This window comes from Micromonospora sp. NPDC005299 (genome assembly GCF_042872345.1).
Classification (GTDB): domain Bacteria; phylum Actinomycetota; class Actinomycetes; order Mycobacteriales; family Micromonosporaceae; genus Micromonospora.
Genome location: NZ_JBIAKG010000008.1, coordinates 62,126 through 76,643, shown reverse-complemented (window position 1 = coordinate 76,643; position 14,518 = coordinate 62,126). Strand labels below are relative to the sequence as shown.

Below are 14,518 nucleotides of genomic sequence, written 5' to 3'. Positions count from 1 at the left end.
CCGCCGCCAGGAGATCAGCTGCCGGCGCGGAAGTCGTACCCCTCGAACGTCTCCTGGTGGCGGGTGAAACGGTAGGTGGCCCAGTGCATCCGCACCACCGCGCCGCGCTCGTCCCGGGTCAGCCGGAGCAGCTCGCCCACCTCCCGGCCGGCGACCGTGCGGAACACGTCCGTTCGGTCCGGCACCGGGGCGAACACCGAGGGCGGCTTGCCGGCCGGGTCGTCCGCGCCCCGGGCCCGCAACGCCCCGTCGTGCCAGGAGAAGACGTACTCGAAGCCCTCGCCCCACCAGCGGCCGAGCAGGCCGCGCAGGGGCTCCGGGGCGGGCGCGCCGGGCCGCCACGGCTCGACGTCGGCCGGGTCGTGCTCGGCGGCGGCGGCGAGCAACCGGTGCGGCAGCTCGAAGACCTCCACACCCGTGCCGGAGGAACCGAGCACCGCGCAGCCCATCGCGCCGGCGGTGCCGTCCCCGCCGCGCCGGCCGTAGACGGCGGCCAGGAAACCGGGCATGGCCCCGTCGTGCCCCACGTGCATCACCCGCCCCGGCTGCGGCACCAGGATCAGGCCGAGGCCGAAGCCGCCCGCCCAGAGCGTCTCGTCGGTGGTGGTCAGCGGCCAGCGCATCTCGTCGAGGGTGGCCGGCGCGAGCACCGCGCCGGCCGGGTCCAGCGCGGCCGGGTCGGCCAGGAAGGCCGCCCAGCGCGCCATGTCCGGCGCCGTGCTCCAGAGCTGCGCGGCGGGGGCCACCGCGCCGAAGTCGGTCGGCGGCTCCGGACGGGCCTCGTCGGAGTACGCGTCGACCAGGAACCCGGTCGCCGCCCGGTCACCCGGCGCGGCGCCGGTGCCGGTCAGCCCGAGCGGCGCGAGCACCCGCTCGGCCAGCACCTCGGCCCAGGTGCCGCCGCGCAGCCGGGCGACCAGCTCGCCGAGCAGGGCCATGCCGAGGTTGGAGTAGTGATAGCGCCGACCGGTGGGCAGCACCCGCTCCACCCGGGCCAGGTCGGCGAGCAGCTCGCTGACGTCGGGCGCGCGCAGGCTGTCCCAGACGTCGCCGTGCGGCTCGCGCTGCAGGCCCGCGGTGTGCGACAGCAGCCGGCGTACGGTCAGCTCGCCGTGCGCCGGCAGGTCGAGGTGCCGCCCGATCGGGTCGTCCAGGTCGAGCAGCCCCTCGTCACGGCACTGCATGACCAGCACCGCCGTGAAGGTCTTGGTGACCGAGCCGATCCGGAAGACCGACTCCGGCCCGAGCGGGGTGTCGTTGCCGGTCCCGCCGACCGCGCAGGTCCAGAGCGGCCGGTCGGCCCGGTGCAGGGCGGCCGAGACGGCTGGGATCCGCCCGTGGGCCTGCGCCTGCCGCACCATCCGGCCGAGCCGGTCATGCACCGTGATCATGAGGGCAGTCTAGGCAGCGCGTCAGCGGCAGAGCATCGGGCCGAGCGGCGCGCCGCCCAGCAGGTGCGCGTGCACGTGGAAGACCTCCTGGCCGCCGTACGGGCCGGTGTTGAACATGAGCCGGAAGCCGTCGACCGTCAGCCCCTCCTCCTCGGCCACCACGGCGGCGGTGCCCAGCAGCTCACCGGCCAGCCCCGGGTCGCCCTGGGCCAGGGTGGCCACGTCCGCGTAGTGCTCCTTCGTGATCACCAGCACGTGGGTGGGGGCCTTCGGGTCGATGTCCCGGAAGGCCAGGGTGGTGGCGGTCTCGCGGACGATGGTGGCCGGGATCTCCCCGGCGACGATCCGGCAGAACAGGCAGTCGGTTCCCATCGGGGCAGTGTAAGGAAGGGCCCCCGGTCAACGCCTGCCCCACAGGAAGGGCCCCTTCCTGTGCGCGGGGATCGGTGCGGCAGGATGGCCGGCATGGCGGGACGGGCGGTACTGGTGACGGGGGCCTCGCGCGGCATCGGCCGCGCGGTGGCGCGGGCGTTCGCGGAGGGCGGGGACCGGTTGGCCATCCACCACCGGGACTCCGCGGAACTGGCCGAGGCGCTGCGGGCGGAGCTGCCCGGCGACGGGCACGTGGTGGTGCGCGCCGACCTGGCCGACCCGGACGCCGTACGGGCCATGGTGGACGAGGCGGCGCAGCGCCTGGGCGGCCTCGACGTCCTGGTCAACAACGCCGGCGTCTACGGCCCGCGGGACCTGCCCCACCCGGTCTTCGGCAACAGCTACGCGCAGTGGCAGGAGCAGTGGCGGCTGGTCCTGGAGACCAACCTGACCGGCGCCGCGAACGCCACCTGGTGCGCCGCCCAGCACATGCGCGAGCGGGGCGGCCGGATCGTGAACGTGTCCTCCCGGGGCGCCTTCCGGGGTGAGCCGGAGCAGCCCGCGTACGGGGCGAGCAAGGCGGGGCTGAACGCGCTCGGTCAGTCGTTGGCGCTGGCCCTGGCCCCGTACGGCATCGCGGTGGCGACGGTCGCGCCGGGCTTCGTGGCGACCGACATGACCACCACCCACCTCAGCGGCGAGCGCGGCGCGGCCATTCGCGCCCAGTCCCCGTTCAACCGGGTGGCCCGCCCCGAGGAGATCGCGGCGGCGGTGCACTGGCTGGCCAGCCCCGAGGCCGAGTGGGCCTCCGGCACCATCGTCGACCTCAACGGCGCCTCCTACCTGCGCACCTGACGCCCCCCACCCACCGAGCCGCGAATCACCAGCGGTGGAGGCGGGTGGACAGGACGGTCAGGGCTGCCACGCCGGCCGTCGACGTGCGAAGGACGGTCGGGCCCAGGCGGACCGGGCGGGCGCCGGCCTCGGTGAAGGCGGTCAGCTCGGTGGGGGCGATGCCGCCCTCGGGGCCGACCACCAGGACGATCTCGCCGGTGTCGGGCAGGTCGGCGGTGGTCAGCCGCTCGTCGGCCTCCTCGTGCAGGACGAACGCGGCGGCCGCGCCGGCGATCCGCCGGGCCACCGTGGTGGTGGACTCGTCGGGCGTGCCGGCCACCACCGGCAGCCACGGGCGGCGGGCCTGCTTCGCCGCCTCCCGGGCGGTGGCCGCCCACTTCTCCCGGGCGCGTACGCCCCGGTTCCCGCGCCACTGGGTCACCGAGCGGGACGCCGCCCAGGGAACGATCTCGTCCACGCCGACCTCGGTCATCGCCTGCGCGGCCAGCTCGCCCCGGTCACCCTTGGCGATGCCCTGCACCACGACCAGCCGGGGGACGGACGCGTCGGCGTACCCCCGGGAGGTGACCCGGAGGTCGAGGGTGCCCCGGCCGACGGCGGTGACCACCGCGTCGGCCGTGCCGCCCCGCCCGTCGGCGAGCAGCAGTTCCTCGCCGACGCGCAGCCGCTGCACGGTGGCCGCGTGGTGCCCCTCCGGGCCGTCCAGCGTCAGCGTGTCACCGGTGGGCAGCGCCTCGACCAGGAACAGCGGCGCCGACACCTCAGGCGTGCCCGTTGAAGGCGTCGCGCATCCGGGAGAAGAAGCCGCCCTGCTTGGTCAGCTCGGCGACCTCCTCGCCGCGGGTCTTGGCGAAGTCGCGGAGCATCCGCTCCTGGTCGGCGTCGAGCTTGGTCGGGGTACGCACGTCGAGGTGGACGTAGAGGTCGCCCCGGCCGGTGCCGCGCAGGTGCGGCACGCCCCGGGCGCGCAGCCGCAGCGTGCTGCCCGGCTGGGTGCCCGGCTTGACGTCGAGCGTCTCCTCGCTGTCGAGGGTCTTGATGGTCAGCCGGGTGCCGAGCGCGGCGGCCGTCATCGGCACGGTGACCCGGCAGTGCAGGTCGTCGCCCTTGCGGGAGTAGACGTCGTGCGGCCGCTCGTGGATCTCCACGTAGAGGTCGCCGGCGGTGCCACCGCCCGGACCGACCTCGCCCTGCTGGGCCAGCCGGATCCGCATGCCGTCCTCGACGCCCGCCGGGATCTTGACGGTGAGCGAACGCCGGGTGCGCACCCGGCCGTCGCCCGCGCAGGTCGGGCAGGGGTGCGGGATGGTGGTGCCGTAGCCCTGGCAGACCGTGCACGGCCGGGCGGAGACCACCTGGCCGAGGAAGGTCCGCTGCACCGACTGCACCTCGCCCCGGCCGCCGCACGCCTCGCAGGTGGCCAGGTGGGTGCCGGCCGCGGTGCCCGCACCGGAGCAGGTGGTGCAGAGCACGGCGGTGTCGACGGTGATCGGCGCCTCGACGCCGAACGCCGTCTCGTTCAGGTCCAGCTCCAGCCGCAGGATTGCGTCGGCGCCCGGCCGGGTACGCGGCCGCGGGCCCCGGCTGCCGCCCGCGGCGCCGCCGAAGAAGGCGTCCATGATGTCCTGGAAGCCGACGAACGGGCCGGCGCCGCCCGGACCACCCGGACCCGCGCCCCCGCCGCCCGGGGCGAGCGGGTCACCGCCGAGGTCGACGATCTGCCGTTTCCGATCGTCCGAGAGGACCTCGTACGCGGCGTTGATGTCCTTGAACTTCTCCTGTGCCTCCGGGTCCGGATTGACGTCCGGGTGGAACTGCCGCGCCAGCTTGCGGTAGGCGCGCTTGATCTCGTCGTCGGAGGCGTCCCGGCTCACGCCGAGAATGCCGTAGTAGTCCCTGGCCACTGCGTTCGATGTCCTCATGTTCGTCTCGCGTTGCGCCGGTCGTCGGCCGGAGCCGGCCGTCGGCCCTGACTGGTCAGTTCTGGGCCAGCAGTTCGCCCACGTAGCGTGCCACGGCCCTCACCGTGGCGATGGTGCCGGGGTAGTCCATCCGGGTCGGGCCGAGCACGCCGAGACCGCCCACGATCGTGCTGCCTGGGCCGTACCCGGTGCTGACCACCGAGGCGGCGCGCAGGTTGTCGATCTCGTTCTCGTCGCCGATGAGCACCCGGGTGGTGCTCGGCTCGGCCTCCCCGATCAGCTTGAGCAGCACGACCTCCTCCTCGAGCGCCTCGAGGATCGGTCGCAGCGAACCCTGGAAGTCGAGCAGGCCGCCCCGGGTCAGGTTGGCCGTGCCGGCCAGCGCGAGGCGCTCCTCGTGCCGTTCGACCAGGGTCTCCAGCAGCACGCTGGAGAGCGTGGCCATGGCCGGGCGCAGCTGCGGGGTGGACTCGTCGACCAGGGCCTGCACCAGCGGCGGGGTGTCGGAGAGCCGACTGCCGACCAGCTTCTCGTTGACCAGCCGGCGCAGGTCGGTCACCTCGTCGGCGGCGACCGGCCCGGGCAGCTCGACCAGCCGCTGCTCGACCCGGCCGGTGTCGGCGATCATGACGACCATCAGCCGGGTGGTGGAGATCGGCACCAGCTCCAGGTGGCGCACCTTGGAGCGGGCCAGGCTCGGGTACTGCACCACGGCGACCTGCCGGGTGAGCTGGGCCAGCAGCCGGACGGTGCGGTGCACCACGTCGTCCAGGTCGACCGCGCCGACCAGGAAGCGCTCGATCGCCCGGCGCTCGGCCGGGCTGAGCGGCTTGACCCGGGAGAGCCGGTCGACGAAGAGCCGGTAGCCGCGGTCGGTGGGCACCCGGCCGGCGCTGGTGTGCGGCTGCCGGATGTAGCCCTCCTCCTCCAGCACCGCCATGTCGTTGCGGACGGTCGCCGGGGAGACGCCGAGCTGGTGGCGCTCGACCAGGGCCTTGCTGCCGACCGGCTCCTGCGTGGCGACGTAGTCCTCGACGATCGCGCGCAGCACGGCGAGCTTGCGGTCGTCGAGACCCATCTCCCCCACCTCCTGACGCACCTCGTCCGCCCCGGCGCGCGGCGTCCGCCGGGCGTCTGGCACTCGACTGTAGCGAGTGCCAGTCTACGTCGGTCGACCCGCCGACGCGATGATCAGCGACGCACCTCGGGTGCGGCCCGCCGCACATCCGACCCACCAGGGCCGAACAGCCGGACATCCCGGTCGATCTCGCTCTGGTGCGCCCTTGCCCCCGGGACCTACCGTGACGTCCATGACTGAACCGCCTCGCCCTCCCGGAGCGGGGGACTCCGGCGCACCGCCGCCGGAGCCGACCCCGCCGTCGGCACCGTACGGCTCGCCGTCGGCCGGCGAACCACCCACCGCACCACTGTCCGGGGCGCCCGCAGGGGGCGGCTATCCCCCGCCCGGTGGCTATCCCCCGCCTCCCGGCGGCCAGCCGCCGTCGGGCGGCTACCCACCCCCGGGCGGCTATCCCCCGCCGGGCGGCTACCCCCCGCCGGGCGGCGGCTACCCGGGCGGCGGCGCGTACGGGCCGCCCACGGGCTACGCCAACAACGATGAGAAGACCTGGGCCCTGGTCGCGCACTTCGGCGGCGCCCTCGGCGTCATCGTCGGCGGTGGCCTGCTCGGCTGGGTCGCCCCGCTCATCTCCCTGATGACCCGGGGGCAGCAGTCGCCGACCGTCCGGGCCCACGCCGTCGCGGCGTTGAACTTCCAGATCACCTGGGCGATCGCCGGCCTGCTGGGCTGGGTGCTCACCCTGGTCACCTGCGGGATCCTGTTCTTCGTCCCGATGCTGGTCTGGCTCGTGCCGCTGATCTTCGGGATCATCGGCGGGGTCAAGGCCAACGACGGGATGCTCTACCGCTACCCGATGAGCTACAGCTTTACCAAGTGACCCGGCCGGTCGGCCGATCTCTCGGCCGACCGGCACCGGTCAGGGCAGCAGGTCGCGGACGACCGCGTCGGCGAGCAGCCGGCCGCGCAGGGTGAGCACCGCCCGCCCGGCGGCGTACGCGTCGGCGTCCAGCAGGCCGTCGGCCCGGGCCCGCTCGGCGCCCGCCCGGCCGGCCTCGTCGAGCCCGGACAGGGGCAGGCCGTCGGCGAGCCGCAGCCGCAGCATCACGTCCTCCATGTGCGCCTCGTCCGGCGTGAGCAGCTCCCGGGCCAGGCCGGGCGACTCCCCGGCGGCCAGCCGCTGGGCGTACGCGGTCGGGTGCTTGACGTTCCACCAGCGCACCCCGCCGACGTGGCTGTGCGCACCGGGGCCCAGCCCCCACCAGTCGGCGCCGGTCCAGTAGAGCAGGTTGTGCCGGCACCGGGCCGCCTCGGAGCGGGCCCAGTTGGAGACCTCGTACCAGGAGAAGCCGGCCGCGGCGAGGGCCGCCTCGGCCGCCAGGTAGCGGTCCGCCGCCACGTCGTCGCTGGGGTAGGGCAGCTCGCCGCGGCGCATCCGGGCGGCCAGCCGGGTGCCGTCCTCCACGATCAGGGCGTACGCGCTGACGTGGTCCACCCCCGCGGCGACCACCTGGTCCAGCGAGGCGGCGAAGTCCTCGGCGGACTCCCCCGGCGTGCCGTAGATCAGGTCCAGGTTCACGTGGTCGAACCCGGCGTCCCGCGCCTCCAGCGCGGCGGCGGTGGCCCGGCCGGCGCTGTGCTGCCGGTCGAGGATCGCCAGCACCCCGGGCGCCGCGGACTGCATGCCCAGCGAGATCCGCGTGTAGCCGGCGGCCCGCAGCGTCTTGAGCGACTCCGGGGTGACCGTCTCGGGGTTGGCCTCGGTGGTCACCTCGGCGTCGGCGGCCAGCCCCCAGGTGCGGTCGATGCCGTCGAGGATCCGGGCCAGGTCGTCGGCGGGAAGGAGGGTGGGCGTGCCGCCGCCGACGAAGACGGTGTCCACCCGCGGCGGCGGGGTGTCGCCCAGCACCCGGCCGGCGAGGGCCAGCTCGGCCAGCACGGTGTCGGCGTACGTCTCCCGGCTGCCCCCGCCGCCCAGCTCGGCGGCCGTGTAGGTGTTGAAGTCGCAGTAGCCGCAGCGGCTGGCGCAGAACGGGACGTGCACGTACACGCCGAAGCCGCGCGCGCCGACGGCGCGGCGGGCGGCAGGGGGCAGCGCCCCGTCGCGCGGGACGGGTTCGCCTTCTGGAAGGACGCCGGGCATGGCCACTAGTGTGCCCGGCATGACCTCTCCGGACGCTCTCGTGCGGGTCGCCACGGCCCGTGGGGTGACCACCCTCACCCTGGACAGCCCGCACAACCGCAACGCCCTCTCCACCCCGCTGATGACCGAGCTGCTGGCCGGGCTGGCCGCGGCGGGCGCCGACGACGCGGTCCGGGCCATCGTGCTGGACCACACCGGCCCGGTGTTCTGCTCCGGGGCCGACCTGAAGGAGACCGCCGCCGCGTACGCCAGCGGGTCGGTGCCGGCCGGGATGCTGGGCGACGTGCTGATCGCGGTCCGGGAGTGCCCGAAGCCGGTGCTGGCGAAGGTGGCCGGGCCGGCGCGGGCCGGCGGGCTGGGCCTGATCGCCGCCGCGGACCTGGCGGTCTGCGCCGAGGAGGCCAGGTTCGCCTTCACCGAGGTCCGGATCGGGGTGATCCCGGCGGTGATCTCGGCGGCCGTGCTGCCGCGGCTGCACCCCCGGGCCGCGGCCGAGCTGTATCTGACCGGCGACACCTTCGACGGCCGGCGGGCCGCCGAGATCGGCCTGGTCACCGCCGCCGTGCCGGCGGACGCGCTGGACGCCGCGGTGGAGCGCTACCGCGCGTCGCTGGTGAAGGGCGCGCCGAAGGCCCTCGCCGGCACCAAGGAGCTGCTGCGCCGCCCGGCCGCCACCGACCTGCGGGCCGAGATCACCGAGTTGGCCGCGCTTTCCACCGGGTTCTTCCTGTCCGAGGAGGGCCGGGAGGGCGTCCTCGCGTTCCGGGAGAAGCGGCCCGCGGCCTGGGTGCCCGCCGGAGACTGAGGCCGGGCCCCCGGAACGCGGTGCGTGCCGGGGCGGTGACGCAGCGGGAGGCGTCCGGTCGGCCGACCCGGAGACGGAAGTGGGCGACGTACGCTTGGCGGGCTGTCGGGACTGGGGGTGCGGGTGCGAACGCGAGCGGCGATCGTGGCATCGGGTGTGGTGGTGTCGGTGCTGGCCCTGCTCGGCGTGTGGTTCGTCGCGAAGCAGTTCGGGCATCACCTGCGGCTCCCGTCGGCCAGCCGGACCTGCACCGTGCGGGCCGACGGTGAGGTCGTGCTCAGCGCCGACCAGATGGCCAACGCGGCCACCATCGCGGCGATCGGCGTGCAGCGGAAGATGCCCGAGCGGGCCGTGGTGGTGGCGCTGGCGACGGCGTACCAGGAGTCGCACCTGCGCAACATCGCGCACGGCGACCGGGACTCGCTCGGCCTGTTCCAGCAGCGCCCGAGCCAGGGCTGGGGCACCCCCGAGGAGATCCGCGACCCGCGCTACGCGGCGAAAAAGTTCTACGCCGCGCTGAAGAAGGTCAAGGGCTGGGAGAAGCTGCGGGTCACCGAGGCCGCGCAGCGGGTGCAGCGGTCGGCCTACCCCGAGGCGTACGAGAAGTGGGCGGACGAGTCGCAGGTGCTCACCCGCGCCCTGCTGGGGAACGCGACCGGGGCGGTGGCCTGCACGGTCGGCCCGACGCCGACGATGCGCGGCCCGGCCGCCGCCACCGCCGTGATGCAGAGCCTGGCCCTGGACTGGGGCCTGCCCGAGCTGACCTCGGCCACCGACCTGACCGGGCTGACCGTGCCCGCCGCCGACAGCCGCAACGGCTGGCGGTACGCCCACTGGCTCGTCTCGCACGCCGACGACCACGGGGTGAAGCGGGTCCGCTTCGGCGGCCTGGAGTGGACGGCCGAGCAGGGCACCTGGGCCAAGGTGCAGGGCGACCCGGCGACCCAGGTGCTGGCCGAGGTCTTCGCCGCGGCCTGACCCGACCCCGCCCCGGCCGGCCCCTGCGGTCAGCCGGCGGCGGCCCCGAGGCGGCGGCGGACCTTGGCCCGCACCGACTCTGGCAGCTCCGGCACGTCGAGCAGGCGCGGCAGCAGCTCCGGCTCCAGGGTGGTCGCCCGGAACACCTCGCCGATCGTCACCCCGTGCGCCGGCCGGTCGACCACCTCGACGGGATCGCCGGCGCCCACCTCGCCCTCGCGCAGCACCCGCAGGTACGCACCGGGCGCGCCCCGTACGGTGAACCGCTTGATCAGGTCGGGCATGCCCCAGAAGCCGGCGAAGGTGGCGCACGGGGTGCGCGGCTTGGTCACCTGCAGCAGGGCGGAGCCGACCGCCCAACGCTCGCCGATCACCGCCCCGGTGACGTCCACCGCCCAGGTGGTGAAGTTCTCGCCGAAGGCGCCCGGCCGCAGCGCCCGGCCCAGCTCGCCGGCCCACCAGCCGGCGTCCTCCTCGGCGTAGGCGTAGACCGCCTGGTCGGGGCCGCCGTGGTGGGCCCGCTCGCCGATGAAGTCGCCGGCGACGCCGGCGAAGCGGATCTCCACCCGACCGTCGACCGGCCGCTTGTCGATGCCGCTGCGACCGCTCGGGTCGCCCGCCCACTCCGCCTCGGTCACCACGCCGAGGTTCACCGCCGCCAGCCTGCCCGTCATGGCGGTCAGCCTAGGGGCCGCAACCGGGTGCGGGAAAACAGGTTCCTCCCCGGCGGACCGCTCAGCCCTTGACCGCCCCGGCGACCAGGCCGGAGACCATCCGGCGCTGGACCAGCAGGAAGAAGACGATCACCGGCAGGGTGAACAGCGTCGAGGCCGCCATCACCGAACCCCAGGCGGTGTCGTCCCGCCCGAAGAAGAACGTCATGGCCACCGGCAGCGTGTACTTGTTCTGGTCGTTGACGAAGGTCAACGCGAAGATCAGCTCGTTCCAGGCGGTGATGAAGGAGAAGATGCTGGTCGCCACCAGCCCGGGGGCGACCAGCGGGAAGAGCACCTTACGGAAGGTCTGGGCCCGGCTGGCCCCGTCGATCGCCGCCGCCTCCTCCAGCTCCTTGGGCACCGCGGCGACGAAGCCGCGCAGCATCCAGACCGCGAACGGCAGCGAGAAGCCGAGGTAGGTCAGGATCAGGCTGGGCAGGGTGTTGTAGAGCCCGAGCCGCTGGATCATCAGGAACAGCGGGATGACCAGCGCCTCCAGCGGGATCATCTGCACCACCAGCAGCAGGATCAGGAAGGTGGTGCGCAGTTTGAACCGGAACCGGGCCACCGCGGTCGCGGCGAGCAGCGCGACCAGCCCGCTCAGCACCACGGTGGCCACCGCGACCAGCGCGCTGTTGAGGAAGAAGTCCGTGAAGGTCACGCCCGGGATGAGGTTGCCGGTGAGGATCTCCCGGTAGTGCTCCAGGGTCGGCTCCGCCGGCACCGGGCGGGGCGTGGCCGAGAAGATCTCCTTGTTGGGCTTCAGCGAGGTGGCGACCATCCAGTAGACCGGGAAGGCCGCGAAGAGCGCGACCAGCAGTCCGGCGCCGTTGAGGGCGATCTTCTTCACGACCCGTCCTCCTGCCGGAGCACCATACGGACGTACACGCCGGTCACCACCAGCAGGATCAGGGTCAGGATGACGGCGATCGCCGAGCCCAGGCCGTACTTGGGCGGCGGCGAGAACGCCTCCGCGTACGAGTAGATCGACAGCATGAACGTCGACCGGTCCTGGGTGCCGCCGGCCAGCACGAACTGCTGGGTGAAGACCTTGAAGTCCCAGATCGTGGAGAGCACCACGAGGATGCCGAAGACCGGCCGCAGCATCGGGAAGGTGACCGACCAGAAGACCCGCCACGGGCCGGCCCCGTCCACCCGGGCGGCCTCCTGGAGCTCGCTCGGCACGCTCTTCAGCCCGGCCAGCACGCTGACGGCGATGAACGGGAACGAGTGCCAGACCACCACGAGGGTCAGGATGCCGAAGAAGAGCAGCGGGTCGTTGAACCAGCCGTAGCCGGTCCAGTCGCTGCGTCCGAACAGGGCCGTGGAGAGCCCGTCCGGGAGCTTGTTGAACAGCCAGGTCACCAGGCCGCTGGTGTCGTCGAAGATCCACTTCCAGACGATCGTGCCGGTCAGCGCCGGGGTGGCCCAGGCCAGCATGACGCAGCTCGCCACGAAGGTGGCCATCTTCCTGCCGAGCCGGTTGAGCAGCAGCCCGACCAGGGTGCCGAGGATCATGGTGAGCACCACGTTGGCCACGGCGAAGAGCACGGTGTTGCGCAGCACCGTACGGAAGAAGGGGTCGCCGAGGATCTGCGCGTAGTTGGCCAGGCCCACCCACGGCCACTCGCGGTCGCCCCGCAGTTGCCGGACGCTGTCCAGCTTGTAGAAGGACATCATCACGACCTGGCCGAGCGGCCAGAGCAGCAGCACCGCGATGATCGCCAGGCAGGGCAGGAGCAACAGGTACGGGAGGCGGTCCACGCGACGGCGCCGCCGCGCGGGGGTCTCCCGCGCGGCGGCTTCGCCGGTGGCCTCGGTCAGCGTGGTCACTTGGCGTTGAGGATGCTTTCCATCTCGGTGGCCGCGTCGGCGGTGGCCTTCTCGACCGTCTTCTGGCCCTTGATGACCGAGCTGTTCATGGCCTGGGTCACCGTCTTGGTCCGGCTCACCTCCACCCACTTCGGGGTGAGCGGGGTCAGCTTGGTGTTCTGCATGGCGGTGGCGAACGCCGCCATCACCTTGTCGTTGGCGTAGGTGCCGCCGCTGACCAGGTCCTTGTAGACCGGGAAGAAGCCGAGGCTGCTGGCGAACTCCTGGTCCTTCTGCTTGCTGAGCAGCACGGTCATGTAGTCCCAGGCCAGGTCCTGCCGCTTGCTGTCCTTCCAGAGGGCGATGTCGGAGCCGCCGGCGAAGGCCGGGGCGGCCTTGCCGTCCGGACCGGGGATGGGGAACGTGCCCCACACCTTCTCGATGTCCGGGTTGTCCTTCTTCATCGCGCCGCCCTGCCAGCTACCGGCGAACGCCATGGCGGCCTTGCCGGTGGCGAACTGGGTACGGGCGTCGACCTCGTTCCAGGCGGCGGCGGCCGGCGGGGCCACCTTGTGCACGGTCACCAGGTCGGTCCAGAACTTGACCGCCTTCTGCGCCTCCGGCGTGTTGTAGCCGGACTTCCAGCTGTCGCCGTCCTTGGTGGCGATCTCCGCGCCGGCCGCCCAGAGGAACGAGTAGAACGGCAGCTCGGAGTTGCCGGGCAGGGCGATGCCGTAGGTGCCCGGCTTCTTGGCCTGGACGGCCTTCGCGACGGTGACCAGCTCGTCCCAGGTCGTCGGCGGCTTCACGCCCGCCTCGGCGAACCAATCGGTGCGGTAGTAGATGCCCCGCACGCCGGCGTACCACGGGACGCCGTACTGCTTGCCGTCGAGCTGGGCGTTCTTCACCAGGTCGGGAAGGATGTCCTTGCCCTCGGACCAGCCGTTGAACTTCTCCGTGACGTCGGCGAGGGCCTCCTGCGCCGCCCAGCCCTGCGTCTCGGTGTTGCCCAGCTCGGTGACGTCCGGCCCCTCGCCGCCGGCGAGCGCGGCCTGGAACTTCTTCGGGGCCTCGAGCCAGGGGATGTACTGCACCACGACGTCGGTCTCGGGGTGCTTCTTCTTGAACTCCGCCTCGACGCTGTCGAGGAACTTGGTCTGGGCGTCGCCGCCCTCACCCATCATCCAGACCGTCAGCTTGCTGTTGTCCGCGGCTTTGTCGTCGTCGCCGGAGCCACCGCACCCGGAGAGCACCATCGCGGCCGAGGCCACGATGGCGGTGACCGGGGCCAGCCGCTTCCACCTGTTCACGCCATATCCCCCTCGGGCCGTTTGGCATTAACCTTCTCCGCCGCACCTTAGTAGGAAAATTTCCTTTACAACAGGGGGTACTCGCGGCGGGCGGCCGAGGCGACCGTATCGCAGCCGGAGGCCCGGGCGGCAGGGGTGCCGTCCGGGCAGCTCAGGGGGAGACGGAAGCGGGCGCCCGACCGGTCGGTCGGGCGCCCGCTGGCGCGCTTCGGGGGATGGGGGTCAGTAGCGCGAGACGCCGCGGCGGCGCCCCACGCCGGCCACCACGGCCACGGCGATGGCGGCGAACAGAACCTGCAGCAGCAGCTCCCGCCAGTCGATGCCGGCGGTGTCGGCGAAGCCCGACGCCCGGGCGACGATCGTGCCCAGCAGCGCGGCGCCGACGCCGATCAGCATGTGCAGCCACATCGGCATGTTCTGGCGGCCCGGGACGACCAGGCGGCCCAGAGCGCCAACGATCAGACCAACGATGAGCGCGGTGATGATGCCCCAAACGGTGAGCTCCACGGTCGCCCTCCTTCTTCTGAATGAGTCACACGGTGTCGTGTGGTTCCTGTCGTGACCGCTAAGTTCCCGACCCGCCGAAAATCCAAACCGACTCCCGTGACGAATTGCTCCGAACGGCTCTGACCTGGGATTTCCCGGTCGGATCCGGGCGCGGGGAAAGCCGCTGGCGCGGCCATTCGCGGCTGACCGCGTTCAATGCCCATTCGTGGGCGCGCACGCCAGCGGGCGCCCGACCGGTCGGTCGGGCGCCCGCTGAGGCGCTTCGGGGGTGCGTCAGTAGCGCGAGACGCTGCGACGGCGCCCCACGCCGGCCACCAGGGCCACGGCGATGGCGGCCAGCACGACCTGGACCAGCAGCTCCATCCAGTCGATACCGGAGGTCTCGGTGGCGATGCCGAGCGCGCGGGCCAGGACGGTGCCCAGCAGCGCGGCGCCGACGCCGATCAGCATGTGCAGCCACATCGGCATGTTCTGGCGGCCCGGAACGACCAGGCGGCCCAGCGCGCCGACGATCAGACCAACGACGAGCGCGGTGATGATGCCCCAGACGGTGAGGTCCACGGTCTTCTCCTTCTAAGAAGTTTCACACGGTCTGTGTGGTTCCTGTCGTGACCGGTAAGTTCCCGACC

At 73.2% G+C, this 14,518-nt stretch carries 16 protein-coding genes; 4 read left to right on the top strand and 12 right to left on the bottom strand.

Features of this window, described 5'->3' with window-relative positions:
- Positions 1 to 14: 14 nt before the first annotated feature.
- Both ACFYPD_RS22510 and ACFYPD_RS22505 read right to left on the bottom strand, forming a co-directional pair.
- Positions 15 to 1,391 carry a serine hydrolase domain-containing protein gene (locus tag ACFYPD_RS22510; RefSeq protein ID WP_387116702.1) on the bottom strand — a complete coding sequence of 459 codons (1,377 nt, stop codon included), beginning with the start codon at positions 1,389 to 1,391 and terminating at the stop codon, positions 15 to 17.
- Between the two features lie 21 nt (positions 1,392 to 1,412).
- Positions 1,413 to 1,763: a histidine triad nucleotide-binding protein gene (locus tag ACFYPD_RS22505; protein ID WP_091269925.1), complete on the bottom strand. Its 351-nt coding sequence runs from the start codon at positions 1,761 to 1,763 to the stop codon at positions 1,413 to 1,415.
- Positions 1,764 to 1,856: 93 nt separating this feature from the next.
- Between ACFYPD_RS22505 and ACFYPD_RS22500 the strand changes: the two genes are divergently transcribed.
- A complete protein-coding gene (locus ACFYPD_RS22500; RefSeq protein ID WP_387116699.1) occupies positions 1,857 to 2,618 on the top strand; it encodes an SDR family NAD(P)-dependent oxidoreductase in 762 nt (253 codons plus the stop codon).
- A 25-nt stretch (positions 2,619 to 2,643) separates the two neighbouring features.
- Here ACFYPD_RS22500 and ACFYPD_RS22495 read toward each other — a convergent pair whose 3' ends face one another.
- The 3 genes from ACFYPD_RS22495 to hrcA all read right to left on the bottom strand — a co-directional run bounded on the left by ACFYPD_RS22495 (position 2,644) and on the right by hrcA (position 5,618).
- Positions 2,644 to 3,378, bottom strand: coding sequence for a 16S rRNA (uracil(1498)-N(3))-methyltransferase (locus ACFYPD_RS22495; protein WP_387116696.1), 735 nt, complete (start codon positions 3,376 to 3,378; stop codon positions 2,644 to 2,646).
- A gap of 1 nt (position 3,379) precedes the next feature.
- Positions 3,380 to 4,522: a molecular chaperone DnaJ gene (dnaJ, locus tag ACFYPD_RS22490; RefSeq protein WP_387116694.1), complete on the bottom strand. Its 1,143-nt coding sequence runs from the start codon at positions 4,520 to 4,522 to the stop codon at positions 3,380 to 3,382.
- 73 nt (positions 4,523 to 4,595) lie between these two features.
- Positions 4,596 to 5,618, bottom strand: a complete 1,023-nt coding sequence (gene hrcA, locus ACFYPD_RS22485; protein ID WP_387116691.1) for a heat-inducible transcriptional repressor HrcA — start codon at positions 5,616 to 5,618, stop codon at positions 4,596 to 4,598.
- A 232-nt stretch (positions 5,619 to 5,850) separates the two neighbouring features.
- On the opposite strand from hrcA, the gene ACFYPD_RS22480 reads away from it, so the two are divergent.
- A complete protein-coding gene (locus ACFYPD_RS22480) occupies positions 5,851 to 6,498 on the top strand; it encodes a DUF4870 domain-containing protein (protein WP_387116688.1) in 648 nt (215 codons plus the stop codon).
- 39 nt (positions 6,499 to 6,537) lie between these two features.
- On the opposite strand, the gene hemW is transcribed toward ACFYPD_RS22480, so the two are convergent.
- Complete coding sequence (hemW, locus tag ACFYPD_RS22475) at positions 6,538 to 7,761, bottom strand: radical SAM family heme chaperone HemW (protein WP_387117342.1); 1,224 nt, start codon at positions 7,759 to 7,761, stop codon at positions 6,538 to 6,540.
- A 19-nt stretch (positions 7,762 to 7,780) separates the two neighbouring features.
- Between hemW and ACFYPD_RS22470 the strand changes: the two genes are divergently transcribed.
- Positions 7,781 to 8,566: an enoyl-CoA hydratase-related protein gene (locus ACFYPD_RS22470; RefSeq protein ID WP_387116685.1), complete on the top strand. Its 786-nt coding sequence runs from the start codon at positions 7,781 to 7,783 to the stop codon at positions 8,564 to 8,566.
- Positions 8,567 to 8,683: 117 nt separating this feature from the next.
- Positions 8,684 to 9,544, top strand: a complete 861-nt coding sequence (locus ACFYPD_RS22465; protein WP_387116682.1) for a hypothetical protein — start codon at positions 8,684 to 8,686, stop codon at positions 9,542 to 9,544.
- A gap of 29 nt (positions 9,545 to 9,573) precedes the next feature.
- On the opposite strand, the gene ACFYPD_RS22460 is transcribed toward ACFYPD_RS22465, so the two are convergent.
- The 6 genes from ACFYPD_RS22460 to ACFYPD_RS22435 all read right to left on the bottom strand — a co-directional run bounded on the left by ACFYPD_RS22460 (position 9,574) and on the right by ACFYPD_RS22435 (position 14,450).
- Positions 9,574 to 10,218, bottom strand: coding sequence for an MOSC domain-containing protein (locus tag ACFYPD_RS22460; protein WP_387116679.1), 645 nt, complete (start codon positions 10,216 to 10,218; stop codon positions 9,574 to 9,576).
- A 61-nt stretch (positions 10,219 to 10,279) separates the two neighbouring features.
- Positions 10,280 to 11,110 (bottom strand): carbohydrate ABC transporter permease, encoded by an 831-nt coding sequence (locus tag ACFYPD_RS22455; protein WP_151464922.1) that lies wholly within the window; start codon positions 11,108 to 11,110, stop codon positions 10,280 to 10,282.
- Entirely contained in the window at positions 11,107 to 12,093 is a 987-nt protein-coding gene (locus tag ACFYPD_RS22450) for a carbohydrate ABC transporter permease (RefSeq protein WP_387116676.1), read from the bottom strand. The genes ACFYPD_RS22455 and ACFYPD_RS22450 overlap by 4 nt, the downstream gene beginning before the upstream one ends.
- A complete protein-coding gene (locus ACFYPD_RS22445; RefSeq protein ID WP_387116673.1) occupies positions 12,090 to 13,382 on the bottom strand; it encodes a sugar ABC transporter substrate-binding protein in 1,293 nt (430 codons plus the stop codon). Before ACFYPD_RS22445 ends, ACFYPD_RS22450 begins: the two co-directional genes overlap by 4 nt.
- A gap of 222 nt (positions 13,383 to 13,604) precedes the next feature.
- Complete coding sequence (locus ACFYPD_RS22440; RefSeq protein WP_387116670.1) at positions 13,605 to 13,889, bottom strand: GlsB/YeaQ/YmgE family stress response membrane protein; 285 nt, start codon at positions 13,887 to 13,889, stop codon at positions 13,605 to 13,607.
- 273 nt (positions 13,890 to 14,162) lie between these two features.
- On the bottom strand, positions 14,163 to 14,450 hold the full coding sequence (locus tag ACFYPD_RS22435) for a GlsB/YeaQ/YmgE family stress response membrane protein (protein ID WP_151464918.1): 288 nt from the start codon (positions 14,448 to 14,450) through the stop codon (positions 14,163 to 14,165).
- Between the last annotated feature and the right edge of the window lie 68 nt (positions 14,451 to 14,518).

What these genes read in the sequence shown, in the direction of transcription:
- ACFYPD_RS22510 (WP_387116702.1), bottom strand. Translation starts at nt 1,391, where the DNA reads ATGATCACGGTGCATGACCGGCTCGGCCGGATGGTGCGGCAGGCGCAG.
- ACFYPD_RS22505 (WP_091269925.1), bottom strand. Translation starts at nt 1,763, where the DNA reads ATGGGAACCGACTGCCTGTTCTGCCGGATCGTCGCCGGGGAGATCCCG.
- ACFYPD_RS22500 (WP_387116699.1), top strand. Translation starts at nt 1,857, where the DNA reads ATGGCGGGACGGGCGGTACTGGTGACGGGGGCCTCGCGCGGCATCGGC.
- hrcA (WP_387116691.1), bottom strand. Translation starts at nt 5,618, where the DNA reads ATGGGTCTCGACGACCGCAAGCTCGCCGTGCTGCGCGCGATCGTCGAG.
- ACFYPD_RS22480 (WP_387116688.1), top strand. Translation starts at nt 5,851, where the DNA reads ATGACTGAACCGCCTCGCCCTCCCGGAGCGGGGGACTCCGGCGCACCG.
- hemW (WP_387117342.1), bottom strand. Translation starts at nt 7,761, where the DNA reads ATGCCCGGCGTCCTTCCAGAAGGCGAACCCGTCCCGCGCGACGGGGCG.
- ACFYPD_RS22470 (WP_387116685.1), top strand. Translation starts at nt 7,781, where the DNA reads ATGACCTCTCCGGACGCTCTCGTGCGGGTCGCCACGGCCCGTGGGGTG.
- ACFYPD_RS22460 (WP_387116679.1), bottom strand. Translation starts at nt 10,218, where the DNA reads ATGACGGGCAGGCTGGCGGCGGTGAACCTCGGCGTGGTGACCGAGGCG.